Source organism: Streptomyces soli, from assembly GCF_003999195.1.
GTDB lineage: Bacteria > Actinomycetota > Actinomycetes > Streptomycetales > Streptomycetaceae > Actinacidiphila > Actinacidiphila soli.
Map to the genome: position 1 here is coordinate 1 of NZ_RJVR01000249.1, position 26,625 is coordinate 26,625.

25 protein-coding genes, 1 tRNA gene and 4 pseudogenes are annotated in these 26,625 nt (G+C 70.6%); 20 read left to right on the top strand and 10 right to left on the bottom strand.

The window, feature by feature from the left end; genetic code table 11:
- Both EFK10_RS25240 and EFK10_RS25245 read left to right on the top strand, forming a co-directional pair.
- The coding region (locus EFK10_RS25240; protein WP_164836144.1) for a helix-turn-helix domain-containing protein at positions 1 to 519 on the top strand (519 nt) is incomplete at its 5' end.
- Between the two features lie 90 nt (positions 520 to 609).
- Positions 610 to 1,407, top strand: a complete 798-nt coding sequence (locus EFK10_RS25245; RefSeq protein WP_127357964.1) for a phosphatase — start codon at positions 610 to 612, stop codon at positions 1,405 to 1,407.
- A gap of 40 nt (positions 1,408 to 1,447) precedes the next feature.
- Here EFK10_RS25245 and EFK10_RS25250 read toward each other — a convergent pair whose 3' ends face one another.
- On the bottom strand, positions 1,448 to 1,735 hold the full coding sequence (locus EFK10_RS25250) for a hypothetical protein (protein WP_127357965.1): 288 nt from the start codon (positions 1,733 to 1,735) through the stop codon (positions 1,448 to 1,450).
- A 259-nt stretch (positions 1,736 to 1,994) separates the two neighbouring features.
- Between EFK10_RS25250 and EFK10_RS25255 the strand changes: the two are divergent.
- From EFK10_RS25255 to EFK10_RS25265, 3 genes and pseudogenes are all read left to right on the top strand, one after another.
- Positions 1,995 to 2,210, top strand: a pseudogene (locus EFK10_RS25255) (response regulator); the annotation flags it as partial.
- 61 nt (positions 2,211 to 2,271) lie between these two features.
- Positions 2,272 to 2,697: a hypothetical protein gene (locus EFK10_RS25260; RefSeq protein ID WP_127357966.1), complete on the top strand. Its 426-nt coding sequence runs from the start codon at positions 2,272 to 2,274 to the stop codon at positions 2,695 to 2,697.
- Positions 2,698 to 2,706: 9 nt separating this feature from the next.
- Positions 2,707 to 3,300: a sensor histidine kinase gene (locus EFK10_RS25265; RefSeq protein WP_265737558.1), complete on the top strand. Its 594-nt coding sequence runs from the start codon at positions 2,707 to 2,709 to the stop codon at positions 3,298 to 3,300.
- Between the two features lie 25 nt (positions 3,301 to 3,325).
- Here EFK10_RS25265 and EFK10_RS25270 read toward each other — a convergent pair whose 3' ends face one another.
- Genes EFK10_RS25270 through EFK10_RS25280 form a run of 3 tightly spaced genes read right to left on the bottom strand, consistent with a single transcriptional unit; the run spans position 3,326 to position 6,041 of the window.
- Positions 3,326 to 4,210, bottom strand: coding sequence for an acyl-CoA thioesterase (locus tag EFK10_RS25270; RefSeq protein ID WP_127357968.1), 885 nt, complete (start codon positions 4,208 to 4,210; stop codon positions 3,326 to 3,328).
- A gap of 16 nt (positions 4,211 to 4,226) precedes the next feature.
- Positions 4,227 to 5,384, bottom strand: a complete 1,158-nt coding sequence (locus EFK10_RS25275) for an acyl-CoA dehydrogenase family protein (RefSeq protein WP_127357969.1) — start codon at positions 5,382 to 5,384, stop codon at positions 4,227 to 4,229.
- A 45-nt stretch (positions 5,385 to 5,429) separates the two neighbouring features.
- Positions 5,430 to 6,041: an SACE_7040 family transcriptional regulator gene (locus EFK10_RS25280; RefSeq protein ID WP_127357970.1), complete on the bottom strand. Its 612-nt coding sequence runs from the start codon at positions 6,039 to 6,041 to the stop codon at positions 5,430 to 5,432.
- Positions 6,042 to 6,141: 100 nt separating this feature from the next.
- On the opposite strand from EFK10_RS25280, the gene EFK10_RS25285 reads away from it, so the two are divergent.
- The 6 genes from EFK10_RS25285 (at position 6,142) to glmS (ending at position 14,109) form a co-directional block, all read left to right on the top strand.
- Positions 6,142 to 7,770, top strand: a complete 1,629-nt coding sequence (locus tag EFK10_RS25285; RefSeq protein ID WP_127357971.1) for a carboxyl transferase domain-containing protein — start codon at positions 6,142 to 6,144, stop codon at positions 7,768 to 7,770.
- A 14-nt stretch (positions 7,771 to 7,784) separates the two neighbouring features.
- Positions 7,785 to 9,776 (top strand): acetyl/propionyl/methylcrotonyl-CoA carboxylase subunit alpha, encoded by a 1,992-nt coding sequence (locus EFK10_RS25290; protein WP_127357972.1) that lies wholly within the window; start codon positions 7,785 to 7,787, stop codon positions 9,774 to 9,776.
- Complete coding sequence (locus EFK10_RS25295) at positions 9,773 to 10,705, top strand: hydroxymethylglutaryl-CoA lyase (RefSeq protein ID WP_127357973.1); 933 nt, start codon at positions 9,773 to 9,775, stop codon at positions 10,703 to 10,705. Before EFK10_RS25290 ends, EFK10_RS25295 begins: the two co-directional genes overlap by 4 nt.
- Positions 10,706 to 10,725: 20 nt before the next feature.
- Positions 10,726 to 11,892 carry an acyl-CoA dehydrogenase family protein gene (locus tag EFK10_RS25300; protein WP_127357986.1) on the top strand — a complete coding sequence of 389 codons (1,167 nt, stop codon included), beginning with the start codon at positions 10,726 to 10,728 and terminating at the stop codon, positions 11,890 to 11,892.
- A gap of 88 nt (positions 11,893 to 11,980) precedes the next feature.
- Positions 11,981 to 12,256, top strand: coding sequence for a hypothetical protein (locus EFK10_RS25305; protein ID WP_127357974.1), 276 nt, complete (start codon positions 11,981 to 11,983; stop codon positions 12,254 to 12,256).
- A 38-nt stretch (positions 12,257 to 12,294) separates the two neighbouring features.
- Positions 12,295 to 14,109: a glutamine--fructose-6-phosphate transaminase (isomerizing) gene (glmS, locus tag EFK10_RS25310; protein ID WP_127357975.1), complete on the top strand. Its 1,815-nt coding sequence runs from the start codon at positions 12,295 to 12,297 to the stop codon at positions 14,107 to 14,109.
- A gap of 117 nt (positions 14,110 to 14,226) precedes the next feature.
- Here the strand turns inward: glmS and EFK10_RS25315 are convergent, their stop codons facing one another.
- The gene (locus tag EFK10_RS25315) at positions 14,227 to 14,823 is read right to left on the bottom strand and encodes an acetate uptake transporter (RefSeq protein ID WP_127357976.1); all 597 of its coding nucleotides are present in this window, start codon (positions 14,821 to 14,823) and stop codon (positions 14,227 to 14,229) included.
- A 159-nt stretch (positions 14,824 to 14,982) separates the two neighbouring features.
- The gene (locus EFK10_RS25320; RefSeq protein WP_127357977.1) at positions 14,983 to 15,504 is read right to left on the bottom strand and encodes a universal stress protein; all 522 of its coding nucleotides are present in this window, start codon (positions 15,502 to 15,504) and stop codon (positions 14,983 to 14,985) included.
- An 831-nt stretch (positions 15,505 to 16,335) separates the two neighbouring features.
- Here EFK10_RS25320 and EFK10_RS25325 point away from each other — a divergent pair.
- The 3 genes from EFK10_RS25325 to EFK10_RS25335 all read left to right on the top strand — a co-directional run bounded on the left by EFK10_RS25325 (position 16,336) and on the right by EFK10_RS25335 (position 18,305).
- A complete protein-coding gene (locus EFK10_RS25325; protein WP_127357987.1) occupies positions 16,336 to 17,556 on the top strand; it encodes a helix-turn-helix domain-containing protein in 1,221 nt (406 codons plus the stop codon).
- A gap of 5 nt (positions 17,557 to 17,561) precedes the next feature.
- Complete coding sequence (orn, locus tag EFK10_RS25330; protein ID WP_127357978.1) at positions 17,562 to 18,164, top strand: oligoribonuclease; 603 nt, start codon at positions 17,562 to 17,564, stop codon at positions 18,162 to 18,164.
- Between the two features lie 68 nt (positions 18,165 to 18,232).
- Positions 18,233 to 18,305: transfer RNA gene (locus tag EFK10_RS25335), tRNA-His, on the top strand.
- Between the two features lie 47 nt (positions 18,306 to 18,352).
- Here EFK10_RS25335 and EFK10_RS25340 read toward each other — a convergent pair.
- Entirely contained in the window at positions 18,353 to 18,823 is a 471-nt protein-coding gene (locus EFK10_RS25340; protein ID WP_127357979.1) for a pyridoxamine 5'-phosphate oxidase family protein, read from the bottom strand.
- Between the two features lie 66 nt (positions 18,824 to 18,889).
- Positions 18,890 to 19,408, bottom strand: a pseudogene (locus EFK10_RS25345) (cellulase family glycosylhydrolase); the annotation flags it as partial.
- On the opposite strand from EFK10_RS25345, the pseudogene EFK10_RS25350 reads away from it, so the two are divergent.
- Together EFK10_RS25350 and EFK10_RS25355 are read left to right on the top strand one after the other, a co-directional pair.
- Positions 19,409 to 19,701: pseudogene (locus EFK10_RS25350) on the top strand (glycoside hydrolase family 48 protein); the annotation flags it as partial.
- Between the two features lie 98 nt (positions 19,702 to 19,799).
- Complete coding sequence (locus tag EFK10_RS25355) at positions 19,800 to 19,979, top strand: hypothetical protein (protein ID WP_127357981.1); 180 nt, start codon at positions 19,800 to 19,802, stop codon at positions 19,977 to 19,979.
- Between the two features lie 83 nt (positions 19,980 to 20,062).
- On the opposite strand, the gene EFK10_RS25360 is transcribed toward EFK10_RS25355, so the two are convergent.
- The gene (locus EFK10_RS25360; RefSeq protein WP_127357982.1) at positions 20,063 to 21,091 is read right to left on the bottom strand and encodes a LacI family DNA-binding transcriptional regulator; all 1,029 of its coding nucleotides are present in this window, start codon (positions 21,089 to 21,091) and stop codon (positions 20,063 to 20,065) included.
- A 169-nt stretch (positions 21,092 to 21,260) separates the two neighbouring features.
- Here EFK10_RS25360 and EFK10_RS25365 point away from each other — a divergent pair, with 169 nt between their 5' ends.
- The 4 genes from EFK10_RS25365 (at position 21,261) to EFK10_RS25380 (ending at position 26,041) form a co-directional block, all read left to right on the top strand.
- A complete protein-coding gene (locus EFK10_RS25365) occupies positions 21,261 to 22,604 on the top strand; it encodes an ABC transporter substrate-binding protein (protein WP_127357983.1) in 1,344 nt (447 codons plus the stop codon).
- Positions 22,605 to 22,609: 5 nt separating this feature from the next.
- Positions 22,610 to 23,644, top strand: a complete 1,035-nt coding sequence (locus EFK10_RS25370) for a carbohydrate ABC transporter permease (RefSeq protein WP_127357988.1) — start codon at positions 22,610 to 22,612, stop codon at positions 23,642 to 23,644.
- 66 nt (positions 23,645 to 23,710) lie between these two features.
- Complete coding sequence (locus EFK10_RS25375) at positions 23,711 to 24,523, top strand: carbohydrate ABC transporter permease (RefSeq protein WP_407647136.1); 813 nt, start codon at positions 23,711 to 23,713, stop codon at positions 24,521 to 24,523.
- A 54-nt stretch (positions 24,524 to 24,577) separates the two neighbouring features.
- Positions 24,578 to 26,041 (top strand): GH1 family beta-glucosidase, encoded by a 1,464-nt coding sequence (locus EFK10_RS25380; protein ID WP_127357985.1) that lies wholly within the window; start codon positions 24,578 to 24,580, stop codon positions 26,039 to 26,041.
- A 52-nt stretch (positions 26,042 to 26,093) separates the two neighbouring features.
- Here the strand turns inward: EFK10_RS25380 and EFK10_RS25385 are convergent.
- Positions 26,094 to 26,625, bottom strand: a pseudogene (locus EFK10_RS25385) (tetratricopeptide repeat protein); the annotation flags it as partial.

Below are 26,625 nucleotides of genomic sequence, written 5' to 3' on the forward strand. Positions count from 1 at the left end.
CCGGCGGCCGACCCCCTGGCGGCGGCCGCGCTCGGCGCCGAGCTGGGCACGGCCCTGATCGACGCCGAGGCCGACTCCGTACGGCTGCTGCTGCCCGCCGACCGTGAGGTCACCGCCCAGCCCGGGTGGACGCTCGGGGTGAGCGGCACGGTGAGCGCGGCCGACCTGCCTGCCGGCGATGCCCAGGCAGCGGGGGCGCTGCGCCGTGCGGTGGCCAAGCGGTCCCCGCTGGCCCGGCATCGCGGCGGTGAGGCGGGGGTGGCCGGCCTCGTCTCGCCGGACGAGGCACAGGGGCACGCCCGCGCCGCTCTTGCGCCGATCGCCGACTCGGCCGCCCTCGTGGAGACCCTGCGCACCTGGCTCTCCCTGCACGGCAGTTGGGACCGCACAGCCGTCGCGCTCCAGGTGCACCGCAACACGGTGCGCCAGCGGATCGCCCGGGCGGCGGCGCTCCTGGACACGGATCTGGACGACCCGGATACCCGTATGGAGTTGTGGTTCGCGCTGCGCTGGCTCTGACGGAGCTCTGCCGGCCCGGCCGCAGGTCACACCTCGGCGTCGATCGGATACCGGCCGCACGCACGTGCGGAGGCACGGGACAATGAAGGCATGCCCTTTGCGACCACGCCGTCCCGCCAGTCCCTTACCGAGCATCTCGTGCGCACCCGGATAGCCGGCGATGTCGCGACCCCACGCGAGAACAACCGCTCCCACTACCGCAAGCTCTCCGAGGGCGACCGGTACTTCTGGTTCGGGCTTGAGCTGGGCGACCGCTGGACGGACGAGGAGGACGTGCTCGCGGTGATGGCCGAGCGCTGCGGGGTCGTCGCCGACCCGGCGCACCGCTCCGGGCAGGACACCATCGACCCCGAACTGACCGTCGACGCTCTCGACCGCGCCGCAACCCGGCTGTGCAAGGCCGCCGACGGTGGGCAGCGCGTGCTCCTGGCCACCGGCCACCCGGGCGGTCTGCTCGATGTGCACCGCAGGACAGCCGCCGCGCTGCGCGCCGCGGGCTGCGAGATCGTCCGGATCCCCGGCGGACTGAGCGCGGACGAGGGCGGGGTCTTCCAGTTTTGCGACGTGGCCATGCTGGAGCGCGGTGCCACGCTGTGGCACACCCACTCCCCCGCCCCCATGGCGGCGATCCTGGACGCGCTCGAGGAGCGCGGGGAGCCGCTCCCCGACCTCGTCGTCGCCGACCACGGCTGGGCGGGATGCGCGGGCGAGCGTGGCATCGACGCGATCGGCTACGCCGACTGCAACGACCCGGCGCTCTTCATCGGCGAGGCGGAAGGCACCGTTTCCGTCACCATCCCGCTCGACGACCACGTCGTCGACCCGCGCTACTACGACCCGATGACCGCTTACCTCCTGGACGCGGCGGGCCTCAACCCGCAGCCCTGAGCCCGGCGGCGAGCTGCCACCCCCAGCGGTGTGGCAGCCCTCAGCTGCGTATGAGATGCCATGCGGTGAACACGGAACCGGCGCCCGCACTCCAGCCCAGCCACCCGGCGTCCGCCCGGCGGCGTACGGTCACGGCCGTCAGCGCCACGACCATGGCCGTGGCGGCGCCCCATACCACCCAGGCAGCCGGCCGCAGGCCGGGCCTCTCCCCGCTCCCGCCGTCGGCCAAGGCCAAGGAGGCCCTGGCCAGCAGTGTGAGCAGGAAGGCGATGCCCCAGGCGCCACGCGCGACGCGCGGGCGCGCCTCGGCGCTCTCCTTGTGCGTCATGATTCCCCCGTTGATCCCCCGTCGGGTGCCCCGTTAGGTCCCCCGTGGACCCCCGTCAGGTCCCCCCGTTCGATACCCCGTTGTCCCCCGTCGTGACCGCAACATACGGCGGATCGCGCCGCTCGTTACGATCACGGTCGATTCTGCCGGTCCGGCGCCGCCAGCGGAATCGACCCACGGGTGGAGATCAGGACGTCAGGAGAAAGGCGCGACAGCGGTGGTATGGGTAGCGATCGTCGACGACGAAGCGCTGGTCAGGATGGCTCTGCGGCAGATCCTGGAGTCCGCGGCCGACATCGCCGTGGTCGTCGACAGCAGCAGCCGCGATGCCGTCGCCACCATCGAGGCCGCAGCCCCGGACCTGGTGCTCCTCGACACCGTCATGCCCGACCCGGACGGGCTCACGGTGCTGCGGGAGCTTCGGGCGCTGCCGGAGCCGCCGGCGGTCGCGATGCTCACCGCCTTCGACACCAGCGCGAATATCGCCGCCGCTATGAGCGCGGGCGCGACCGGCTTCCTACTCAAGGACACGACGCATGGGCGGGCCGCACGCGCTCGCCGCGGCCAGCGTCGCCGCAGGGGCGCTGGCGCTGCGGCGGCGCCTCCCCCTGCCGGTGTTCACGGCGACGCTCCCCGCCCTGTCGCTGGGCTACATCTGGCTGGCCCCCATGGCCGCGCTCTACACCATCGCGGCCGGCGACCGACGGCGAAGGGTCGTCGCCGCGTGCACGGCTGCCGTCGCCTTCGTGTCCTTCTACCCGTGGCCATGGCTTGGCCACGTCAGCTGGCAGCCGGCGGCCACGGTCCTCGCCGTCCTGCTGTCGGCGCTGTTGGCCACCGCCCCCACGGCGCTCGGGCTGCTCGCCCAGTCCCGGCGCGAGCTGACGGCGCGCCTGGCCGAACTGGCCGCCGGCCGGGAACGGGAGCGGCGGCTCGCGGCCGAGCAGGCGGTCGTACGGTAGCGGACCCAGCTGGCCCGGGAGATGCACGACACCGTCGCCCACCACATCAGCCTGATCGCGGTGCGGTCCGGCGCGCTCGAGGTGACCGCGCGGACCGACGCATGGGCCGCAGCCGGCGCCGTACGGGAGCTCAGCCGGGACGCGCTGGACGAACTGCGGCGGATGGTCGGGCTGCTGCGGCTCCCCGTGGACGCCGGGCAACCCGAGGACGGCCCCGGCCTCGCCGACCTCCCGGCGCTGCTCACCGCCGCCGGGCCCCGCGTGCGCGGCGACCTCCCCGCAGTGGATGACGGCACCTGCCCGGCGCCTGTGCAGCACGCGGCGTACCGCACGGTGCAGGAGGCGCTGACGAACGTCCGCAAGCACACGCCGGGCGCGGCCACCGACGTCGTCCTGCGCATCGTGGGCGACGACCTGCTGGTGGCCGTACGCAATGGTCTCGCCGACGGCGCCCCGGGCCCCGGCCTCCCCTCCGGCGGGCACGGCCTCACCGTCCTGCGTGAGCGCGCCACTCAGCTCGGCGGCACGCTCCTCACGGGGCCCGGGCCGGACGGCGGCTTCCTGGTGCGGGCCGTCCTGCCACTGGGCGAGGCCCGGCGGTAGCACCGCGTCGTCCGGATGCCGCCCGCTAGCGGCTGCGCGGCACCCGGACGACGCCCTCCTGGATGACGGAGACGGCAAGCCTGCCGTCGCGGGTGTAGATGCGGGCCGTGCCGAGCCCCCGGCCTCCCGACGCGGAGGGGCTCTGCTGGTCGTAGAGCAGCCATTCGTCGGCACGGAAGGGGCGGTGGAACCACATGGCGTGGTCGAGGCTGGCGCCGACGACGTCGCCGAGGGCCCAGCCGCCGCGCCCGTGGGCGAGGAGGACGGAGTCCAGCAGCGTCATGTCGGAGACGTACGTGGCGAGACAGACGTGCAGCAGCGGGTCGTCGGCCAGCTTGCCGCGGGTGCGGAACCACACCTGGGAGCGGGGCTCGCGCGGGCCCTGGCCGGCGGTGAGGAAGGGCGGGTCGTCGACGTAGCGCAGGTCGACGGCGGCGCGTGCCTCGAGAATCCGCTCCACGACAGCGGGGTCGGGGAACTTGTCGGCGTGGGCCGGCAGCAGTTCCTCGGCGGTGGGCAGCGTCTCGGGGTCGGGGGCCGGCGGCATCGGCTCCTGGTGGTCGAGTCCGTCCTCGTACAGCTGGAAGGACGCCGAGAGGTGGAAGATCGGCTGGCCGTGCTGTACCGCTACCACCCTTCGGGTGGTGAAGGAGCGGCCGTCGCGGATCCGGTCGACCTCGTAGACGATCGGCACGCCGGGGTCGCCGGCCCGGAGGAAGTACGCATGCAGGGAGTGCGCGGCACGGTCCTCGGGCACCGTACGGCCGGCCGCGACCAGCGCTTGGGCGGCGACCTGTCCGCCGAAGACGCGCGGCACTATGGCGAGGCGGCTGGCGCCGCGGAAGATGTCCCGCTCGATCCGCTCGAGGTCGAGCAGATCGAGCAGGGACGTCAGTGCTTCGTCGCTCACAGTGGCAGTGCCTCGGTCACAGGCCCAGCGACTTTGCGATGATCGAGCGCATGACCTCGCTCGTGCCGCCGTAGATGCGGTGCACGCGGTTGTCCGCGTACAGCCGGGCGATGGGGTACTCGAGCATGTAGCCGTAGCCGCCGTGCAGTTGCAGGCACTTGTCGATCACCTTGGCGGCGGTCTCGGTGCAGAAGAGCTTGGCGCGCGCGGCGTCGGCGGCGGTGAAGTCACCGGTCTCGTGGGCCTCCAGACCGCGGTCGACAACGGCCTGCATGGCGTCGACGTCCGAGGCGCAGTCGGCGAGCACGAACTTGGTGTTCTGGAACTCCGCGACGGCCTTGCCGAACACCTTGCGGTCGCGGACGTACTGAGTCGCGAAGCGGACGGCGGCGTCGGCCTGCGCGTACGAGCCGACGGCGATGGCCAGGCGCTCGACAGGCAGGTTGTGGGCGAGGTACGAAAAGGCCTTGCCCTCCTCCCCGAGCAGGTCCTCGACCGGCACCTTGACGTCGGTGAAGGACAGCTCCGCGGTGTCGGAGGTGCGCAGGCCGATCTTGTCGAGCTTGCGGCCGACCGCGTAGCCCTCGCTCTTGGTGTCGACGACCAGGATGGACAGGCCGCCGCGGCGGTCCTCCGGGGTGGCCGGCGCGGTGCGGGCGACGACCAGGACGCGGTCGGCGACGACGCCGCCGGTGATGAAGGTCTTGGCGCCGTTGAGGACGTAGTGGCTTCCGTCCTCGGAGAGCTTGGCGTTGGTGGTCATGCCGGCCAGGTCGGAGCCGGTGCCGGGCTCCGTCATGGCGATGGCGGTCATCATTTCGCCGCTGATGAAGGGCGGCAGCCAGCGCTTCTTCTGCTCCTCGTTGGCGAATTCGAGGATGTATGGGAGTACGAGACCGGTGTGCACGCCGCTGCTCCCGAAGCTGACGCCGGCCCGGGCGCACTCCTCGGTGACCACTGCGCTGAACTTCCAGCCGGTGACGCCGGCGCCGCCGTACTCCTCGGGGACCTCTATGCCGAAGATGCCGAGCTCACCGAGCTTGAGGTAGAAGTCGCGGGGCGGGTAGCCGGTCTTCTCCCACTCGGGGTATACCGGGACGACCTCGGAGGCGATGAAGTCCCGGATGGTCTCCCGGAACGCCTCGTGGTCCTCGTTGAATACCGTGCGACGCACTGGGCGCCTCCTCTGCCGGACGCTGGTGAGCAAGTAAGCAAGCGCTCAGTAAGTTACTTGCCGGTCCGCGGGAATGTCCAGAGCGGCAAATGCGCCGAGGGCGAGGCGATGCAGCACCGCGGCGGTCGCCGCGCGGCCGGGCAGGCCGTTGTGCGGGCCGAGGTGCGGGGTGGAATTCAGCAGTCCGAAGACCGCGTGGACGGCCGCCCGGACCTCGGGCGCGGGGGCTGCGGGATGGACCTGCCGGACCACCTCGACCCACTGCTCCACGTACTGCCGCTGCAGTTGCCGCACCAGCTTGCGGTCGGAATCGGGCAGCCGGTCCAGCTCACGGTCATGGAGGGTGATCAGCGGGCGGTCGTCGAGCGCGAAGTCGATATGGCCCCGGATCAGGGCGTCCACCGCCTCGGCGGGCGAGGCCGCCTCGGCGACGCGGAGCTTCCCGGCCGCCATCAGCCGGCCACTGATCCCGACCAGCAGCTCGGCGAGCATCGCGTCCTTGCACGCGAAATGCCGGTAGAGGCCGGGGCCGCTGATGCCGACTGCGGCGCCTATCTCGTCCACACCGACGCCGTGGAAGCCCCGCTCGGCGAAGAGTCGAGCGGCTTCCCTGAGGATCTGCTCGCGCCGGTTCGAGGGGGCCTTCGTGGAGGTCATGAAATTGATTCTAGACAACCCGGTTAGCGGGCGTTAACGTGGTGGAGAACACACGTTAACGATCGCTAACCGACCGAACGACCGACCGGGGGCCCGGGACATGGAAGCACCCGTGCTGCGCAGCGCAGCCGATCCCTCGAGCGACGCGTACCGCACCAATACCGAGGCGCACGCGGAGCTCAATGCCCAGCTGCGCGAAAAGCTCGCCACCGCCCGGCTCGGCGGTGGCGAGAAGGCCCGTGCCCGGCACACCTCGCGCGGTAAGCTGCTGCCCCGCGACCGCGTCGACGGACTACTGGACCCCGGCTCTCCCTTCCTGGAGTTGGCGCCGCTTGCCGCCGACGGGATGTACGAGGGGCAGGCTCCGGCCGCCGGGGTCGTCGCCGGCATCGGCCGGGTGTCGGGGCGCGAAGTGGTCGTCGTCGCGAACGACGCGACGGTCAAGGGCGGTACGTACTACCCGGTCACGGTCAAGAAGCATCTGCGGGCCCAGGAGGTCGCCCTCGACAACCGGCTGCCCTGCGTCTACCTGGTCGACTCCGGCGGCGCATTCCTGCCCCGGCAGGACGAGGTCTTCCCGGACCGGGACCACTTCGGGCGGATCTTCTTCAACCAGGCGACAATGTCCGCGCGCGGCATCCCGCAGATCGCCGCCGTCATGGGCTCGTGCACGGCCGGCGGCGCCTATGTCCCTGCGATGAGCGACGAGGCAGTCATCGTCCGCAACCAGGGGACGATCTTCCTGGGCGGTCCGCCGCTAGTGAAGGCCGCGACCGGCGAGGTCGTCACCGCCGAGGAGCTGGGCGGCGGCGAGGTCCACTCCCGCGTCTCCGGCGTCACCGACCACCTGGCCGAGGACGACGCCCACGCGCTGCGCATCGTCCGCAACATCGTCTCCACCCTCCCCCCGCGCGGCCCCCTCCCCTGGCCCGTGGAGCCCGCCGAGCCGCCCGCCGTCGACCCCGCCGGGCTCTACGGCGCGGTGCCGGCGGACTCCCGCACTCCGTACGACGTGCGCGAGGTGATCGCGCGGATCGTGGACGGCAGCCGCTTCGCGGAGTTCAAGCCCGAGTACGGCACGACGCTGGTCACCGGCTTCGCCCGTATCCAGGGCCACCCAGTCGGCATCGTCGCCAACAACGGCATCCTGTTCTCCGAATCGGCCCAGAAGGGCGCGCACTTCATCGAGCTCTGCGACCAACGCGGCATCCCGCTGCTTTTCCTCCAGAACATCTCCGGCTTCATGGTGGGCCGTCAGTACGAGGCGGGCGGCATCGCCAAGCACGGCGCCAAGATGGTGACGGCCGTCGCCACGACCCGGGTGCCGAAGCTCACCGTGGTCATCGGCGGCTCCTACGGCGCGGGCAACTACTCGATGTGCGGCCGGGCCTATTCACCGCGCTTCCTGTGGATGTGGCCCAACGCCAAGATCTCCGTGATGGGCGGGGAGCAGGCCGCCTCCGTCCTGGCCACCGTCAAGCGCGACCAGCTGGCGGCAGCGGGCGAGAAGTGGTCCGAGCAGGCGGAGGAGGAGTTCAAGGCCCCCATCCGCGCCCAGTACGAAGCGCAGGGCAACGCCTACTACGCGACGGCCCGGCTCTGGGACGACGGCGTCATCGACCCGCTGGAGACCCGCACCGTCCTGGGGCTCGCCCTGACCGCCTGCGCCAACGCGCCCATTCCGCAACACAATCCGACGGCGCCCGGCTTCGGCGTCTTCCGGATGTAGGGGGGAGCCACACCATGTTCGACACCGTCCTGGTCGCCAACCGAGGCGAGATCGCCGTCCGTGTCATCCGCACCCTGCGGCGGCTCGGGGTGCGCTCGGTCGCCGTCTACAGCGACGCCGATGCCGGCGCCCGGCATGTTCGCGAGGCCGACACCGCCGTGCGGATCGGCCCGGCGGCGGCCGCCGAGAGTTACCTGTCGGTCGACCGGCTCCTGGACGCCGCCGCCCGCACCGGTGCGCAGGCCGTCCACCCCGGCTACGGGTTCCTCGCCGAGAACGCGGCCTTCGCCCGGGCCTGCACCGACGCCGGGCTGGCCTTCATCGGGCCGCCGGCCACCGCGATCGACCTCATGGGCGACAAGATCCGCGCCAAGGAGACGGTCCGGGCCGCCGGCGTCCCGGTCGTGCCGGGCAGCACCGGCAGCGGGCTGGACGACGGCCGACTGATGGACGCGGCGCGTGAGATCGGTGTCCCGGTGCTGCTCAAGCCATCGGCGGGCGGCGGCGGCAAGGGCATGCGGCTGGTCCGGGTCGAGGCGCTGCTCGCCGAGGAGATCGCCGCCGCCCGCCGGGAGGCCCGCAGCTCCTTCGGCGACGACACGCTGCTGGTGGAGCGGTGGATCGACCGCCCGCGCCATATCGAGATCCAGGTCCTGGCGGACGGCCACGGCCATGTCATCCATCTCGGCGAGCGCGAGTGCTCCCTGCAGCGCCGCCACCAGAAGGTGATCGAGGAAGCCCCCTCCGTCCTCCTCGACCCCGGCACCCGCGCCGCCATGGGCGCCGCCGCCGTCCAGGCCGCCCGCTCCTGTGGCTACGTCGGCGCCGGCACCGTCGAATTCATCGTCCCCGGCACGGACGACCAGACGTACTTCTTCATGGAGATGAACACCCGCCTCCAGGTCGAACACCCCGTCACAGAGCTGGTCACCGGACTCGACCTGGTCGAGTGGCAGGTCCAGGTGGCCGCCGGTGAGCCGCTGCCATTCGCGCAGGAAGACATCCGACTCGACGGACATGCGGTCGAAGCCCGCATCTGCGCCGAGGTCCCCTCGAGGGGCTTCCTGCCGTCGGCGGGGACGGTGCTCGCACTGCGCGAGCCGCAGGGCGAGGGCGTACGCGTCGACTCGGGCCTCGCGGCCGACACCGAGATCAGCACGTCCTACGACCCGATGCTGGCAAAGGTCATCGCCCACGGCCCCGACCGCGACACCGCTCTGCGCCGCCTGCGGGCGGCCCTGGCCGACACCACCGTCCTGGGCCTGGACACGAACACCGGATTCCTGCGGCGTCTGCTGGCCCACCCCGACGTCGTCTCCGGTGACCTGGACACCGGGCTGATCGACCGGGAGCTCGACGGCCTGGTGTCCGGCGACATCCCGGACGAGGTCTACGCGGCGGCGGCTCTGCTCCGCCAGGCGGCCTTGGAGCCCGATAGGGCGGCCGACGCGTGGGTGGACCCCTTCTCGGCGCCGACCGGGTGGCGGCTCGGCGGCGAGGCCGCGTGGACCGTGCACCATCTGCGGGTGCCGGGCCAGGAGCCGTTGACGGTACGCCTTCGTCAGGGCGAAGCGCGCGTCGGTGAGGGCGAGCCGGTCCCTGCCCGACTCATCACGGCGGACGACACTCAGGCGGTACTGGAGTGGGCCGGCGTCATCCACACCTTCCACCACGCCGGGGCGTGGCTGGGCCGGGACGGGGACAGCTGGCAAGTTGCCGGCCACGACCCGGTGGAAGCGGCGCTGCACGGTGGCGCGGGAGCGGGCGGCGTGGACACGCTGGCCGCACCGATGCCGGGGACGGTGACCGTGGTCAAGGTGGCCCCGGGCGACACCGTGACCGCCGGGCAGAGCCTGCTGGTCGTGGAGGCGATGAAGATGGAGCACGTCATCACCGCCCCGCACGACGGCACGGTCACCGAGCTCGACGTGGCGCCCGGCAGCACCGTCGCCATGGACCAGGTGCTCGCCGTGGTCACCCCGCACCAGGAGGAGGGCGCGTCATGACCGCCGCCGCACTGCCCATGTCCCTGCCCCTCGCGGGGCTTCCGCGAAGCGTCCTCATCCACGAGGTCGGCGCGCGCGACGGGCTGCAGAACGAGAAGGCGACCGTCCCGACGGCCGTCAAGGCGGAGTTCGTCCACCGCCTGGCCGGGGCGGGGCTGCGCACCATCGAGGCGACCAGCTTTGTGCACCCAAAGTGGGTGCCCCAGTTGGCCGACGCGGAGCAACTGATGCCGCTTCTGGAGGACCTGCGGGGCGTACGGTTCCCGGTCCTGGTGCCGAACGAGCGCGGGCTGGACCGCGCGCTGGCCCTGGGCGTGCGCGAGGTCGCCGTCTTCGGCAGCGCGACGGAGTCGTTCGCGAAGGCCAATCTCAACCGGACGGTCGACGAGTCCCTGGCGATGTTCGAGCCGGTGGTCGCCAAGGCCCGGGCCTCCGGGGCGACCGTGCGCGGCTACCTCTCGATGTGCTTCGGGGACCCCTGGGAGGGGCCGGTGCCGGTCGCCCAGGTCGCGGGCGTCGCCCGGCGGCTGTTCGACCTCGGGTGCGACGAGCTGAGCCTGGGCGACACGATCGGGGTCGCCACTCCCGGCCATGTCGTGGCGCTGCTGGAAGCCCTGGACATCCCCGTCGACCAGATCGCCGTCCACTTCCACGACACGTACGGCCAGGCGCTGTCCAACACCCTGGCCGCTCTCCAGCAGGGGGTGAGCATCGTGGACGCCTCCGCCGGCGGCCTCGGCGGCTGCCCGTACGCCAAGAGCGCGACCGGAAATCTCGCCACCGAGGACCTCGTCTGGATGCTGGACGGCCTCGGCATCGAGACCGGGGTCGACCTCAACCGCCTCACCGCCACCAGCGTGTGGATGGCGGAGCAACTGGGCCGACCGAGCCCATCCCGCACCGTCCGCGCCCTCTCCCACGAGGAGTGAGTACAGCCATGACCACCACCATGCCCCCCGCCCACCGGCTGCCCGCCGAGTACGAGGAGCTTCGCCGCACCGTGGAGCAGTTCGCTCACGATGTCGTCGCGCCCAAGATCGGCGAGTTCTACGAGCACGACGAGTTCCCGTACGAGATCATCCGCGAGATGGGCCGGATGGGGCTGTTCGGACTGCCCTTCCCCGAGGAGTACGGCGGGATGGGCGGCGACTACTTCGCGCTCTGTCTGGCCCTCGAGGAACTGGCCCGGGTCGATTCCTCCGTGGCGATCACCCTGGAGGCCGGGGTGTCGCTGGGCGCGATGCCGGTCTTCCGCTTCGGCACGGAGGAGCAGAAGCGCGAGTGGCTGCCGCGGCTGACCTCCGGCGAGTCGCTGGGCGCGTTCGGGCTGACAGAGCCGGAGTGCGGCTCGGACGCGGGCGGCACCCGTACGACAGCCCGACTGGACGAGGCAACGAACGAATGGGTGATCAACGGCACCAAGTGCTTCATTACCAACTCCGGCACCGACATAACGGCCCTGGTCACGGTCACCGCCGTCACCGGCCGCAAGGCCGACGGCCGCCCGGAGATCTCGTCGATCATCGTGCCGTCGGGCACCCCCGGCTTCACCGTCTCCAAGAAGTACAGCAAGGTCGGCTGGAACGCCTCGGACACCCGGGAGCTGTCCTTCGCCGACTGCCGGGTCCCGGCCGCCAATCTGCTGGGCGAGGAGGGACGGGGCTACGCCCAGTTCCTGCGAATCCTGGACGAGGGGCGGATCGCGATCTCCGCGCTGGCCACCGGCCTGGCGCAGGGCTGCGTGGACGAGTCGCTGGCCTACGCCAATGCGCGGGAGGCCTTCGGCCGGCCGATCGGCGCCAACCAGGCGATCCAGTTCAAGCTCGCCGACATGGAGATGCGAGCCCACACCGCCCGCCTCTCCTGGCGGGACGCGGCGTCGCGGCTGATCGCGGGCGAGGCGTTCAAGAAGCAGGCGGCGCTCGCCAAGCTCTACTCGTCGGAGATCGCCGTGACCAATGCCCGCGAGGCCACCCAGATCCACGGCGGCTACGGCTTCATGAACGAATACCCGGTGGCCCGGATGTGGCGGGACTCCAAGATCCTGGAGATCGGCGAGGGCACCAGCGAGGTCCAGCGCATGCTGATTGCCCGGGAGCTCGGACTCCCCGCATAGGGCCGTTCCGGCTTGGTTTTCCTCACCCTCTGCCCGATATCGGGCAGGATTCTTGCAAAGGAGCCCCTCTCTCCCGCAGGATCGTCCGGTGCTCGAACGCCGTGCGGCCCATGACGATCTCATTGACCACCTGGTTCGGACCACGCCGCTGCACCGCGGCGAGGCCGCCAGGGTGGTTCTTGACGTCCTGGCGTACTTCGACGAGTCCGCCGAGGAATTCATCCGGCGACGTCATCGCGAGCTGCAGGCGAAGGGGCTGCTCAATGCGGAGATCTTCGACCGGATCACCGCCGAGCTGCCCGGTCGCCCGGTGACGGCGCCGGAGTACTCGCTGCGGCAGCTGCGCCGCATCGTCTACGGCTGAGCACACCATGAACACGATCGGGAGGGACGACTAGATCCATGTGCGGAATCGTCGGATACATCGGCAAGCGCGACGTGGCCCCGCTGCTGCTCGAGGGCCTGCAGCGACTGGAGTACCGCGGGTACGACTCGGCCGGCATCGCCATCGCGGGCAAGTCCGGCGGGCTGAAGACCGTCAAGGCCAAGGGCCGGGTCCGCGAGCTTGAGGCCCGGGTGCCCAAGCGCTTCACGGGCACCACCGGCATCGCCCACACCCGCTGGGCAACGCACGGCGCGCCGAGCGACGACAACGCCCATCCCCACCTGGACGCCGAGGGCAAGGTCGCCGTCGTCCACAACGGCATCATCGACAACGCCACCGAACTGCGCGCCAAGCTCACGGCCGACGGTGTCGAGTTCCGCTCCGAGACCGACACCGAAGTGCTCACCCACCTCATCGGCCGCTCCCAGGCGGACACGCTGGAGGAGAAGGTCCGCCAGTCACTGGCCCTGATCGAGGGCACGTACGGCGTCGCCGTCCTGCACGCCGACTTCCCGGACCGGATCGTCGTCGCCCGCAACGGCTCCCCGGTGGTGCTCGGCATCGGCGAGAAGGAGATGTTCGTCGCCTCCGACGTCGCCGCCCTGGTCACCCACACCCGGCAGGTCGTCACCCTCGACGACGGCGAGATGGCCACCCTCAAGGCCGACGACTTCCGTACGTACACCACCGACGGCGCCCGTACGACGGCGTCCCCGACCACCGTGGAGTGGGAGGCCGAGTCGTACGACATGGGTGGCCACGACACGTACATGCACAAGGAGATGGCCGAGCAGGTCGAGGCAGTGGACCGCGTGCTCCGCGGCCGGATCGACGATCGCTTCTCCACCGTGCACCTGGGCGGCCTGAATCTGGACGCCCGGGAGGCGCGGGCAGTGCGCCGGGTGAAGATCCTGGGCTGCGGCACCTCGTACCACGCGGGTCTGATCGGCGCCGGGCTGATCGAGGAGCTGGCCCGCATCCCGGCCGACGGGGAGCCGGCCTCCGAGTTCCGCTACCGCAACCCGGTCGTCGACCCCGACACCCTCTACGTCGCGGTCTCGCAGTCCGGTGAGACGTACGACGTCCTGGCCGCGGTGCAGGAGCTCAAGCGCAAGGGCGCCAGGGTGCTCGGCATGGTGAACGTCGTCGGCTCGGCGATCGCCCGTGAGACGGACGGCGGGGTGTACGTCCACGCGGGCCCGGAGGTCTGTGTGGTCTCCACGAAGTGCTTCACCAACACGGTGGTCGCCTTCGCCCTGCTGGCCCTGCACCTCGGCCGGATCCGCGATCTGTCGGTCGCCGACGGTAAGCGGCTGATCGCGGGCCTGCGCAAGCTGCCCGGTCAGATCGCCGAGATCCTGGAACAGGAGCCGGAGATCAAGAAGCTCGCCGAGGAGTACGCGGACGCGAGGTCGATGATGTTCATCGGCCGGGTGCGCGGGTACCCGGTGGCCCTCGAGGCCTCCCTGAAGCTCAAGGAGATCAGCTACATCCACGCCGAGGCGTACCCGGCCTCCGAGCTCAAGCACGGCCCGCTCGCCCTCATCGAGCCCGCCATGCCGACGATCGCGATCGTGCCGGACGACGACCTGCTGGAGAAGAACCGGGCGGCGCTGGAGGAGATCAAGGCCCGCAGCGGTCCGATCCTGGCGGTCGCGCACCGCGAGCAGGAGAAGGCCGACCACACCATCGTGGTGCCGAAGAGCGAGCAGGAGCTGGACCCGATCCTGATGGGCATCCCGCTCCAACTGCTGGCGTACCACACGGCGCTGGCGCTCGGCCGCGACATCGACAAGCCGCGGAACCTCGCGAAGTCTGTCACCGTCGAATAGCCCCGGCCCCGCACAAGCACAGACACCAGTGGTCCCCCGGCGCCCGACGCGCCGGGGGACCACTCACCAATTCACCGTTCACTCAACTCCGGCCCTTGCAGACCGACTTGAGCGCGCCTAAGCGTGCCCGCGATGCGGCACCGCCAGCCGCCACCCGTCCGACGGAAGCGCCCGCCGGCCCCACGTGGCGTTGGTCAGCAGCGCCGTGCCGCCGTACCAGGCGACCGCCCCGGCCGCCACGCCCACCCAGCCCGCGGCCTTGCCGAGGCCGGAGTTGTCCGCGAAGGCCGCGATGCCGAACAGCACCGTCGACACGGTCAGCAGCCCGAAGGCGGTCTGCGCCACGCCGCCCAGCTGCCACGCGGCCACCGTCAGGCTCAGCGCCAGCAGCGCCCACAGCAGGAAGAACAGCCCCGTGACCTCCTTGCCCGCCGGAGAGCCGGACGCGGCTGCCCAGGTGACCCAGAAGGCGCCCAGCGAGGCGAACGCGGTGCCGGCGAAGGCGCTGCCCCGGTAGAACTCCCACATGCCGGCGACGAATTGGGTGAAGCCGCCTACGTAGAGGGCGAGTCGGGCCGCATCGCCCGCCGCCGTGTTGTCGATCACGCCGGTGCTGAAGAGCCCGAACGCCAGCAGCGTCAGGCCGAGTGCCAGGTATCCCAGAGGCGTGGCTCCGGCTCCTGCGGTACGTGCCGTGGAGACGTCGTTGTCCACCGCGGACCCCCTTCAAGTACGAGGTGTACGAGGGAAGAAACTGCAGGTGAGATACCCTTCACAAGGGCGCAAGCAACCTCGCAGCCCCAGAAAACGGACCGTTGGCGGTCAAATCGTTATGGAATGACCACGACAGGTCGGAGAATGCCCGCAAATGGGTCAGGGAATGACCACGACAGGCCGCTGGGCGCGCCGTGCCAGCCGTCCGGCCACCGAGCCGAAGATCTTCCCTATGATCCCGTGCGTCCCGCCGACCACGATGGCGTCGGCCTCGTACTCCCGGCCGACCTCCTCCAGCTCGTGGCAGATGTCCCCGCCGCGCTCGACCAGGATCCACGGCACCTCGGACAGATGGTCGGCGCAGGCCAGCTCCAGCCCCAGCACCTCGGTGCGGTGGTCCGGGACGTCCACGAAGACCGGCGGCTCACAGCCCGCCCAGACCGTGGCCGGGAGCCGGTTGGCGACGTGCACGATGATCAGCGCGGAGCCCGAGCGCCGGGCCATGCCGATGGCGTACGCGAGGGCGCGCTCACTCGATACGGAGCCGTCGAAGCCGACCACCACGCCGTGCCGGAACGCGGGGTCGCAGGATGCGCGCAGCTCTGCTGCCGCCTCGGGTACCGCCGCCGGGTCGGCGAGCGGTTTGCCTTCGGCGGGCTCGGGGAGCTCGTAACCGGCCATGATGCGATTCTCAGCAAGGTCGGTGCGGGTGGCGCACCGAAGAGCGGACAACAACGCTTGCGGGGGCCGCGGGACCGGCCAATATGACCGGTAAGGGGCTGCCCTTCCCGCTGACTCCAGAGTACGGCGGCGAAGCATCCGTGCACAGATGTGCCGGACCTTTCACAGCCACCCCCTACCCCGGAGTTTCCAGGAGAATGCCGGAGCCGGGCGCCGAGCGCAACGCCCCCTCATCAATCGGACAACTCGACCCTGAGCAGCCCTTCCCGCCCTGTCCGCCACCGGCCATATCCGGAATCGTCCTCAGACCCCCGAAAAGGGGTGGGGCGCACAGGTGCATCAGCCACCCCCTCCGCGTGCGCCGGTGCGCTGACCTGGGGCGCGCACAGTATTGCCGACATTTTTCGGCCAACTTCTCACCGTAGTACGCCTGTTGTCCACACAAGCCCTCCACACCCCTGCCACCAGCGGAGAAGCCCTCACGGGGGGCGCACAACCGCTCTGCGCCCATGTGCGGGGCGAGAGGCACACTTCCCACCAGGCCCGGCGAGTGGAACGCTTCGTGATCGAATGCTTCACGCCAAGTTGCCATGTCGACATACAGCCAGGTGGTGAACTTGCCACTGCAGCCCCATGGGACACAGTAGATTCGATCTTGAGTAAAACGGCGGGGGAACAGTGCAGGACCGAGAGGACGAGACGACCGAGGGGGGCTTGAGCTCCATGAACCAGGAGTCCAGGACCGGCACGGCGACGGAGACCCCGTCGACCGCCGGCACGGTCACCACCGCACCGTCGGCACCATCGGCGACGGCGTCAACGTCGTCGGCGATGTCTCCTCGCACCACCCGCAAACTCTCCGCGCGCCGCCGTCAGGAGGTCGTGGCGGTGCTGCTGTTCAGCGGCGGCCCGATCTTCGAGAGCTCCATCCCGCTGTCGGTCTTCGGCATCGACCGCCAGGACGCGGGCGTGCCCCGCTACCGCCTCCTGGTCGCCGCCGGCGAGGACGGCCCACTGCGAACCACCGGCGGCCTGGAGCTCACCGCTCCGTACGGTCTGGAAGCGCTCTCGCGGGCCGGCACCGTTGTCGTGCCCGCCTGGCGCTCGATCTCGCAGCCGCCGCCCGTGGAGGCCCTGGACGCCCTGCGCCGGGCCCACGAGGAGGGCGCCAGGATCATCGGCCTGTGCACCGGGGCCTTCGTGCTGGCCGCCGCCGGACTGCTCGACGGGCGCCCCGCCACCACCCACTGGATGTACGCGCCCACCCTCGCCAAGCGCTACCCGTCCGTCCATGTCGACCCGCGCGAGCTGTTCGTCGACGACGGCGACGTCCTGACCTCGGCCGGCACCGCCGCCGGCATCGACCTGTGCCTGCACGTCGTGCGGACCGACCACGGCACCGAGGCCGCCAACGCGCTGGCCCGGCGCCTGGTCGTACCGCCACGCCGGGGCAGCGACTGGAGTGGTGGTCAGCAGCGCCATCTGGACCGCTCTTTACCGGAGGAGATCGGCGGGGACCCGCTGGCCGAGGTCGTCGCGTGGGCGCTGGAGCACCTCCACGAGCAGTTCGACGTGGAGACGCTCGCCGCGCGCGCCTACATGAGCCGCCGCACCTTCGACCGCCGTTTCCGCACCCTCACCGGGAGCGCTCCCCTGCAGTGGCTGATCACCCAGCGGGTGCTGCAGGCCCAGCGGCTCCTGGAGACCTCCGACTACTCGGTCGACGAGGTCGCCGGCCGGTGCGGATTCAGGTCGCCCGTCGCCCTGCGCGGCCACTTCCGCCGCCAGCTCGGCTCCTCCCCCGCCTCCTACCGCGCCGCCTATCGGGCCCGCCGCCCGCAGGACGAGACCGAACCGGTGGCGGTGAAGGAGCCGCGTGCCGCCGCCACGCCGTCGGCGCTGCCCGTGCAGCCCCCGGCGAAGGCCCTGAAGGCCGAGAACGACACCTTCACGACCCGTATCCCGGAGCAGCCCGGTCGGCTTCGCGGCGACCGCGACGTACGCGGACGCAACGCGGCTGTGCCGGGTCCGAGGGATCGCCCCGTAGGGTGATACACATGAACGACCGGATGGTGTGGATCGACTGCGAGATGACCGGCCTCTCCTTGGCGCACGACGCGCTGATCGAGGTGGCCGCCCTTGTCACGGACTCGGAGCTGAACATCCTCGGCGAGGGCGTGGACATTGTGATCCGCCCGCCCGCCGAGTCGCTCGAGACGATGCCGGACGTCGTACGCACCATGCACACCGCCTCCGGTCTGCTCGACGAGCTCGACGGCGGCATGACCCTCGACGAGGCCGAGAAGCTGGTCCTCGCCTACGTACGCGAGCATGTCGCCGAGCCGCGCAAGGCCCCGCTGTGCGGCAACTCCGTCTCCACCGACCGCGGCTTCCTCGCCCGCGACATGCCCGCGCTGGAGCAGCACCTCCACTACCGCATCGTGGACGTCTCCTCCATCAAGGAGCTGGCCCGCCGCTGGTACCCGCGCGCCTACTTCAACAGCCCCGAGAAGAACGGCAACCACCGGGCGCTCGCCGACATCCGCGAGTCCATCGCCGAGCTGCGCTACTACCGCGAGGCCGTCTTCGTCCCCCAGCCGGGCCCCGACACGGACACGGCGCGCGCCATCGCCGCGAAGTACGTGCTGCCAACCGATTAAGCCTGGCGCGAGTACCCGCCCCGACCCTGTACACTTCTTCTGGCCGGTGCGGGAGAGCGCCGGTCATGGTGGGTATAGCTCAGCTGGTAGAGCACCTGGTTGTGGTCCAGGATGTCGCGGGTTCGAGTCCCGTTACTCACCCTTCTTGATCAAGGCTCGGCCTGTGCGAACAGGCCGGGCCTTGATCGTTACCGGCGCCGGACCACCCGCACAGGGGCCCCGGGCCGCCAGGTCTCCACGACCAGTTCGTCGTCCTCGACCCTGACCCGTACGATCTCGGTCAGCTCGGTCCGGAAGAGATGGAAGGGCTCGGGCGGCTTGACCTCGTCCACGTACGTCGCGATCACGGCGGCGTCGGTGATCTCGACGGCGCGCCCGCTGACCCGGACGTCGCCGCCGTCCATCGTGGTGTCCGGGCCCGGATTGGCGTGCAGCGCGAACCGGGGGTCCCGGCGCAGGTCCAGCGCCTTGCGGGAGCCGGCCATCATGCCGAGCCACAGCTCGCCGAGGCGGAAGTCCGCCTCGAGGCCGGTCAGGCGCGGCGAGCCGTCGCTCCGCAGGGTGCCGAGGACATGGTGCTTGTACTTCTGGAAGCGCGCCTGGACGGCGTCGGCGAGATCGGGTTCGGTTGCCCGGAAGCCGGACCAACTGGTGTTCATACGTCCATGCTGACCGCGATTCCCGACACCTCCTGTCGGGAATCGCGGACGATGTGGCGAGCGGGATCAGCCGAGCGAGAGCAGATGATCGCGCAGCCCGGCGCCGTAGGCGGTGGCCGTGCCGTCGTAGGCGGTGATCAGGGACGGACCCGACGAGCAGTCCCGGGTGTTCCAGGTCCAGCCGAGGTACGAGGAGTGGTGTGCGTCGAGCCAGGCCGTGAACTGGTCGATGAGGCCGTGGCCGCAGGTGTTCTCGCCGATCTCACCGGCGACGAGCGGAACCTGCGCGGCGACCGGCGCGAGGGTGCTGTCCCAGCAGGAGGCGGCTCTGCAGGTGTTGAAGTTGTAGACGTGGACGGCGGCCGCGAGATTGCCCGTGGAGTCGGTCGGACGGTACGTCAGCCACTGGCCGAGGTCGTTGGAGTACGCGACCTCGCCGAGCAGGATGACGTTCTGCGCACCCGTGCCCCGTGCGGCGTTGACCAGGGTCTGCATGCCGGCGACGGAGCAGCCGATGCCTGGGCAGGTGCCGCCGTCGCGCCAGCAGGTCCAGGCCTGGGTGAGGGTGGAGGTGGCGCGGTCCGGAACCAGGACAGCCTCGGCATCGCCGTCCCCGAGACCCGAACGGACTACAACCGCTTCGACGACCCGGTCTACGTCCCCAGCGGCTGGACCGGAACCATGCCCAACGGCGACGCGATCAACTCCTCGTCCTCCTTCGGATCACTGCGGTCCTTCTACGCCGACGACTCGGCCTACTCCAAGGTCAGCGGCTACCTGAACGGGGCGCCGCACCGAGCTTCACGTACCACCGCTTCTGGGCCCAGGCGGACATCGCCCTGGCCATGGCCTCGTACGGGGATCTCTTCGGCACGTGAGCCGAGTGAGCCGAGTGAGCATCCTCACTGTGTGACATGAGCCCCCGGAGCGCTTTTTCCGGGGGCTCATGTCACACCCCCCGCATAGAATCTTCACCATGCCCCCGACCGCTCTGAACCACCGGCACCACACCCGGTCCCCCCGCTCCGTCGAAGCCGCCAACGAGGCGATACGGCAGTACGTCGCAGGTCGCCGCTCCTGGTCGAAGGCCGAGCTGGCGGAGTTGGACCGGCTGCGCGCGATCTGGCACGCGGCCCGCACGGCCGGCCGCCGCTAGGTCCTGTCAGGGCTGTCAGGGCTGTCAGGGCTGTCAGGGCTGTCAGGGCTGTCAGGGCTGTCAGGGCGACATTCCCAGGCTTCCTAGGCGGACTCCCGCCGCACCAGCTCTGTCGCCAGCACCACATGCCGCCGGGTGGGCGACCGGGCGGCGATCTCCTCCAGCAGCACCCGGGCCATGGTCCGTCCCATCTCCTGCGTCGGCTGCCGCACACTGGTCAGCTGCGGATCCGTGTGCCGGGCGATCGCGGAGTCCTCGAAGCCGATGAGCGCCACATCATCCGGCACCCGCCGCCCCGCCTGCCGCAGCACCTGCAGGGCGCCGGCCGCCATCAGATCCGAGGCCGCGAAGACGGCATCCACGTCCGGCCGCAGCTCCAGCAGGGACCGCATGGCCGCGCGGCCGCCCTCCTCGGTGAAGTCGGCGCGGGCGACCAGGGCCTCATCTGCGCCGAGTCCGGCCACCTCGATGGCCTGGCGGTAGCCGTCGAGCCGGCAGCGGGCCACGTACATGTCCAACGGCCCGGTGATGGTCGCGACCGAGCGCCGGCCACGGCCGACCAGGTGCGCGACGGCGGACCTGGCACCACCGACATTGTCGGCGTCGACATACGACACCGACTCCAGATCGGAGCGCCGGCCGTTGAGCACGGCGGGCATCTCCAACTGCTCCAGCAGATCGGGCAGCGGGTCGTTCTCGTGCACCGAGACGAGCAGCACGCCGTCCACCCGGTGGGCGCTGAGGTACTGGGCGAAGCGCTGGCGCTCCTTGGGCGTGCGTATGAGGGTCAGCAGCAGCTGCATGTCGGTGTCGGCCAGCTCGGCGCCCACGCCCCGGATGATGTCGGAGAAGTACGGCTCCGCGAAGAGCCTGGTCTCCGGCTCGGGGATGACCAGGGCGATGGCGTCCGCACGGTTCCCGGCCAGCGCCCTGGCGGCCCGGTTCGGTACGTATCCCAGCTCGGCGATCGCGGCCTCGACGGCTGTCTTCGCGCGGTCGCTGACCCGGGGCGAGCCGTTGATGACGCGTGAGACCGTGCCGCGGCCGACGCCGGCCCGCGCGGCGACCTCCTCCAGAGTCGGCCTACCGGTGTGCCGTCCGCTCACCGCCATCGCGGCCTCCCAATCGCTGCCATCACTTAGCCATCTGCGCCAACTTAGAGCGTCGGCTCCCTTGACACTCCACCGGGGAACGGCGACCCTTCAACACATCACGCATGGGAGCGCTCCCACAGTAGCGAACGCATACACATCCCGCACGCAGACCGTCCCGGAGGACCGAATGGGCACGACAACGAAGTCGCACCGGCACCGAAGCCGCCGGACCGCCGCAGTCGCCCTGGCGGCAGTGGCCGCGTTGGGCGCGAGCCTGCTCGCCGGCTGTTCGTCGGACAGCGGCAACACCTCCAGCCCCGGCTCCTCCGGCGGCAAGGGGAAGACCACGATCACCGTCGGCACCTTCGGGGTCTTCGGCTACAAGCAGGCCGGGCTCTACGACGAGTACGAGAAGGCGCATCCGAACATCACGATCAAGGAGAACGTGATCGAGCGGAACGACACCTACTACCCCCAGCTGCTCACCCACCTCGCCGCCGGCAGCGGCCTCAGCGACATCCAGGCCATCGAGGTCGGCAACATCAACGAGGTCGTCACCACCCAGGCGGCGAAGTTCGAGGACCTGTCCAAGGCCTCCGGCGTCGACAAGTCGAACTTCCTGCCGTGGAAGTGGGCGCAGGCGACGACCGCCGACAACAAGACCGTCGCGCTCGGCACCGACATCGGCCCGATGGCGATCTGCTACCGCACGGACCTGTTCAAGAAGGCCGGGCTGCCCACCGACCGGACGAAGGTCGGCGCGCTCTGGGCGGGCGACTGGAGCAAGTACATCGCCGCCGGCAAGACGTACAAGAAGAGCGCCCCCACGGGCACCACCTTCATGGACTCGGCGGCCGGCCTCTACCAGGCGGTCAGCAACAGCTACTCCGAGCGCTACTACGACAGCAGCGGCAACGTCGTCTACAAGACCAGCCCGTCGGTGAAGACGGCCTGGAACCTGGCCATGGAGGCGTCGACCAGCGGTCTGACCGGCAAGCTGAAGCTCTTCGACAAGGCCTGGGACCAGGCGTTCGCCAACGGCAAGTTCGCCAGCCTGCCCTGCCCGTCGTGGATGCTCGGCTACATCCAGGAGAAGTCCGGCGACTCCGGCAAGGGCAAGTGGGACGTCGCCGCCGCGCCGAAGCCCGCCAACTGGGGTGGGTCCTTCATCGGGGTGCCCTCGGCCGGCAAGAACAAGGCGGAGGCGGTCAAGCTCGCCGCCTGGCTGACCGCTCCCGAGCAGCAGGCCAAGGTCTTCGCCAAGCAGGCCAGCTTCCCCAGCGCCCCGGGCGCGTACGACCTGCCCGCGGTGAAGGACGCCAAGCACGCCTACTTCAACAACGCCCCGATCGGTGAGATCTTCGCAAGCGCGGCCAAGAGCATCCCGACGCTGGTGATCGGGCCCAAGGACCAGCAGATCTACACGGCCATCACCGATGTCGGCATCCTGCAGGTCGAGCAGCAGGGCAAGACCCCGGCGCAGGGCTGGGCCGCCGCTGTCAAGGAAATCAACAACGCACTGGACCAGTGACCCGCATGGTTTCGGAACTCTCCGACATCGCAGGCGCGACCGCGTCCCCCGCACAGGGGGGCGCGGCCCCGCGCGACGAGGCAGCGCAGCACCGGCCGGCCGACCACGACCCGGCCGCGGCGCTGCGCCGCAAGTGGCGCAGCCGCCTCTACCGCTGGGACGTCAAGGGCAGTCCGTACGCCTTTGTCTCGCCCTTCTTCCTCTTCTTCGTCGCCTTCGGGCTCTTCCCGTTGATCTACACCGGCTGGTCGTCCTTCTACCGGGTGGAGTTGACCAACCTCGACGCGCGGGAGTTCGTCGGCTTCCACAACTACACCCGGCTCTTCCAGGACGAGTTCTTCTGGAACGCGCTGCGGAACACCTTCACCATCGGCGTGATCTCCACCGTCCCGCAGCTGCTCATGGCCCTGGGTCTGGCTCATCTGCTCAACTACCGGCTGCGTGGCTCCACCTTCTTCCGGGTCGCCATGCTCGTCCCGTACGCCACCTCGGTGGCCGCGGCAGCCCTGGTCTTCACGCTGATGTTCGGCACCGACTACGGCATGATCAACTGGGCCCTCGGCCACCTCGGCTTCGGCCACACGGACTGGCGGGCCGGCACCTGGTCCTCGCAGATCGCGGTCTCCTCGATCGTGATCTGGCGCTGGACCGGCTACAACACGCTGATCTATCTGGCCGCCATGCAGGCGGTGCCGAGCGACCTGTACGAGTCGGCGGCGCTGGACGGCGCCTCGCGCTGGCAGCAGTTCCGCCATGTGACGGTGCCGATGCTGCGGCCGACGATACTTTTCACCATCGTGGTCTCGACGATCGGCGCGACCCAGCTCTTCGGTGAGCCGTATCTGTTCGGCGGCACCGGCGGCGAGAAGGGCGGCTCCGCCCACCAGTTCCAGACGCTGGGCCTGTATCTGTACGAGCAGGGCTGGACCAACTATCACCTCGGGCGGGCCTCGGCCATCGCCTGGACGATGTTCCTGCTCCTGCTGCTGATCGCCGCCGTCAACGGGCTGGCCGCCCGCTGGCTGCGCAAGAGCCAGTGAGGGTCCCGAATGGCTGTCTTCTCCTCCCCCCGCCAGGTGCGGTCGAAATCGAAAGCCGGCAAGCAGATGCACGCCGGGCCGGTCACCTATGCCGTGCTGATCGTGTTCACCGCGGTCTCGCTCTTCCCGCTCATCTGGACGGCGATCGCGGCGTCGCGCACCAGCGGCAGGCTGTCCCAGACGCCGCCGCCGCTGTGGTTCGGCGCGAACCTGTTCAAGAATCTGGGCACCGCCTGGACCGATGCCAACCTCAGCCAGGCGCTGCTCAATTCGGCGGTGGTGGCGGGCAGCATCACCGTCGGCACGGTGCTGTTCTCGACGATCGCCGGCTTCGCCTTCGCCAAGCTGCGGTTCCGCTTCAAGACGGTGCTGCTGATGCTGGTGATCGCCACGATGATGGTGCCGCCGCAGCTCAGTGTCGTACCGATGTTCCTGTGGATCGCCAAGCTGGACTGGACGAACCATCTGCAGGCCGTGATCCTGCCGACCTTCGTGAGCGCCTTCGGGGTCTTCTTCATGCGGCAGTACCTCACGCAGGCGCTGCCGACCGAGCTGATCGAGGCGGCCAGGGTCGACGGGGCGAGCAGCATGCGGATCGTCTGGCATGTGGTCTTCCCGGTCGCGCGGCCCGCGATGGCCGTGCTTGGGATGCTGACCTTCGTCTTCGCCTGGAACGACTTCTTCTGGCCGATCATCGCGCTCACCCAGGAGAATCCGACCGTCCAGGTGGCTCTCACCAGCCTCGCCCACGGCTATGTCCCGGACGAGTCGGTCGTCATGGCCGGCGCGCTGCTCGGGACGCTGCCGCTGTTGCTGGTCTTCGTCGTGTTCGGCAAGCAGATCGTCGGGGGAATCATGCAAGGTGCCGTCAAGGGCTGAACCAGGGCTGCAAGGCCCATACTTTCCGTACGATCCGATGGGAGCGCTCCCGTAATGACTGCGTCCGACACCCGGCCGGCCACCGCCACCGCCGCCACCAGCCGTCACTTCCCCTCCGGCTTTCTGTGGGGCGCGGCCACCGCCGCGTACCAGATCGAGGGCGCGGCGGCCGAGGACGGCCGCACCCCGTCGATCTGGGACACCTTCAGCCGCACGCCCGGGAAGGTCTTCGAGGGCCAGACGGGGGATGTGGCCGCCGATCACTACCACCGCTTCCGTGACGATGTGCGGCTCATCTCCGACCTCGGGCTGAGCGCCTACCGCTTCTCGGTCTCCTGGTCCCGGGTGCAGCCCACCGGGCGCGGGCCCGCCGTCCAGCGCGGCCTGGACTTCTACCGCGCGCTGGTCGACGAGCTGCTGGAGCACGGCATCCAGCCCGCCGTGACCCTCTACCACTGGGACCTCCCGCAGGAACTGGAGGACGCCGGCGGCTGGCCGCAGCGCGACACGGCGGAGCGCTTCGGCGACTACGCACGCATCGTCGGCGAGGCGCTGGGCGACCGCGTCGAGCGCTGGATCACCCTCAACGAGCCGTGGTGCAGCGCCTTCCTGGGCTACGGGTCCGGCGTGCACGCGCCCGGGCGCACGGATCCGGTCGCCGCGCTGCGCGCCGCGCACCACCTCAACCTCGCCCATGGCCGGGCGGCGGCGGCGCTGCGCGACACACTGCCTGCCCGCGCCCAGCTCGCGGCAACCCTGAACCTGCATCAGATCCGTCCGCTGACCGGCTCCCCCGCCGACCTGGACGCGGTGCGCCGCATCGACGCGGTCGGCAACCGGGTCTTCACCGGACCACTGATCAAGGGCGCCTATCCGCAGGATCTGCTCCGCGACACCGACCGCCTCACCGACTGGTCCTTCGTACGCGAAGGCGACCTGGCCGCCATTCATCGCCACCCCCTCGACTTCCTCGGCATCAACTACTACGCACCCACAGTGGTATCAGCGGCCACTGACAGTGACCCCGACAACGCCCGCAACGACGGCCACGGCGCCAGCGAACACTCCCCCTGGCCCGCCGCCGAAGACGTCGCCTTCCACCAGGCCGACGGTCCGCGCACCGCCATGGGCTGGTCCGTCGACGCCACCGGCCTGTCGGACCTGCTGCTGCGCTGCACCCGCGACTTCCCCGGCCTGCCGCTGCTCATTACCGAGAACGGCGCCGCGTACGAGGACATGCCCGGCCCCGACGGCAGCGTCCACGACCCCGAGCGCATCGCCTATCTGCACAGCCACCTCGACGCCGTCCTCAAGGCCGTCGACAACGGCGCCGATGTGCGCGGCTACTTCCTGTGGTCTCTGATGGACAACTTCGAGTGGGCGTACGGCTACAGCAAGCGCTTCGGTGCGGTCTACATCGACTACGACACCCAGGCCCGCATCCCCAAGTCCAGCGCCCACTGGTACACCCGGGTCGCCCGCACGGGTGAACTTCCGGCACCGGAGGCGGGCGCGTAAAGCGCGGCCTGGCGCGGTGGAACGAGGGTGCCACCGCGCCAGGCCGTAACCGTCACCACTGCCCCCGGCGCAGGAAGTCCGCGACGCCGGCCTCCCGGCGGTACGGCCGCATGGCCCGGGCGGCGGTGTCCAGCATGGAACGGATGCGGGTGGAGTGCACCCGGCTGCCCAGCAGGTCCAGGACCCGTGACCCGGCGGCGGCCGCCTCGTCAGGGCGGCCGGCGGCGGCGAGGTCCCCGGTGAGTTCGGCACCGTACAGGGCGGTGTTGCGGGCGAAGTGCGGGTCCTGGAGGCCGACGGCGCGGCGGGCCTGCTCGGCGGCGCGGCGGTGGTCGCCGAGGGCGGCCCAGGACTGGGCTTCCAGACCGGCGAGTTCGGCCTCGCCGAAGAAGGACATCCACTCCGGGTCGGCGTCGCTGGTGCCGCGCCCGAAGAGCGACTGGGCCCGGACCAGGGCGCGTTCGCAGCCCGTACGGTCGCCGAGCCCGGCCCGGCCGCCCGCCTCGCGCAACGCGAGCAGCGACAGCAACCGGGGCGATCCCAGCCGCCGGGCGGCCTGCTGGGCGGCCTGCGCCGCGCGCACC

What these genes read in the sequence shown, in the direction of transcription:
- EFK10_RS25295 (WP_127357973.1), top strand. Translation starts at nt 9,773, where the DNA reads ATGACCGCCGCCGCACTGCCCATGTCCCTGCCCCTCGCGGGGCTTCCG.
- EFK10_RS25280 (WP_127357970.1), bottom strand. Translation starts at nt 6,041, where the DNA reads ATGACCTCCACGAAGGCCCCCTCGAACCGGCGCGAGCAGATCCTCAGG.
- EFK10_RS25375 (WP_407647136.1), top strand. Translation starts at nt 23,711, where the DNA reads ATGCACGCCGGGCCGGTCACCTATGCCGTGCTGATCGTGTTCACCGCG.
- EFK10_RS25365 (WP_127357983.1), top strand. Translation starts at nt 21,261, where the DNA reads ATGGGCACGACAACGAAGTCGCACCGGCACCGAAGCCGCCGGACCGCC.
- orn (WP_127357978.1), top strand. Translation starts at nt 17,562, where the DNA reads ATGAACGACCGGATGGTGTGGATCGACTGCGAGATGACCGGCCTCTCC.
- EFK10_RS25380 (WP_127357985.1), top strand. Translation starts at nt 24,578, where the DNA reads ATGACTGCGTCCGACACCCGGCCGGCCACCGCCACCGCCGCCACCAGC.
- EFK10_RS25325 (WP_127357987.1), top strand. Translation starts at nt 16,336, where the DNA reads ATGTCTCCTCGCACCACCCGCAAACTCTCCGCGCGCCGCCGTCAGGAG.
- EFK10_RS25370 (WP_127357988.1), top strand. Translation starts at nt 22,610, where the DNA reads ATGGTTTCGGAACTCTCCGACATCGCAGGCGCGACCGCGTCCCCCGCA.
- EFK10_RS25250 (WP_127357965.1), bottom strand. Translation starts at nt 1,735, where the DNA reads ATGACGCACAAGGAGAGCGCCGAGGCGCGCCCGCGCGTCGCGCGTGGC.
- EFK10_RS25340 (WP_127357979.1), bottom strand. Translation starts at nt 18,823, where the DNA reads ATGAACACCAGTTGGTCCGGCTTCCGGGCAACCGAACCCGATCTCGCC.
- EFK10_RS25290 (WP_127357972.1), top strand. Translation starts at nt 7,785, where the DNA reads ATGTTCGACACCGTCCTGGTCGCCAACCGAGGCGAGATCGCCGTCCGT.
- EFK10_RS25260 (WP_127357966.1), top strand. Translation starts at nt 2,272, where the DNA reads ATGGGCGGGCCGCACGCGCTCGCCGCGGCCAGCGTCGCCGCAGGGGCG.
- EFK10_RS25285 (WP_127357971.1), top strand. Translation starts at nt 6,142, where the DNA reads ATGGAAGCACCCGTGCTGCGCAGCGCAGCCGATCCCTCGAGCGACGCG.
- EFK10_RS25360 (WP_127357982.1), bottom strand. Translation starts at nt 21,091, where the DNA reads ATGGCGGTGAGCGGACGGCACACCGGTAGGCCGACTCTGGAGGAGGTC.
- EFK10_RS25245 (WP_127357964.1), top strand. Translation starts at nt 610, where the DNA reads ATGCCCTTTGCGACCACGCCGTCCCGCCAGTCCCTTACCGAGCATCTC.
- EFK10_RS25300 (WP_127357986.1), top strand. Translation starts at nt 10,726, where the DNA reads ATGCCCCCCGCCCACCGGCTGCCCGCCGAGTACGAGGAGCTTCGCCGC.
- EFK10_RS25355 (WP_127357981.1), top strand. Translation starts at nt 19,800, where the DNA reads ATGCCCCCGACCGCTCTGAACCACCGGCACCACACCCGGTCCCCCCGC.
- glmS (WP_127357975.1), top strand. Translation starts at nt 12,295, where the DNA reads ATGTGCGGAATCGTCGGATACATCGGCAAGCGCGACGTGGCCCCGCTG.
- EFK10_RS25320 (WP_127357977.1), bottom strand. Translation starts at nt 15,504, where the DNA reads ATGGCCGGTTACGAGCTCCCCGAGCCCGCCGAAGGCAAACCGCTCGCC.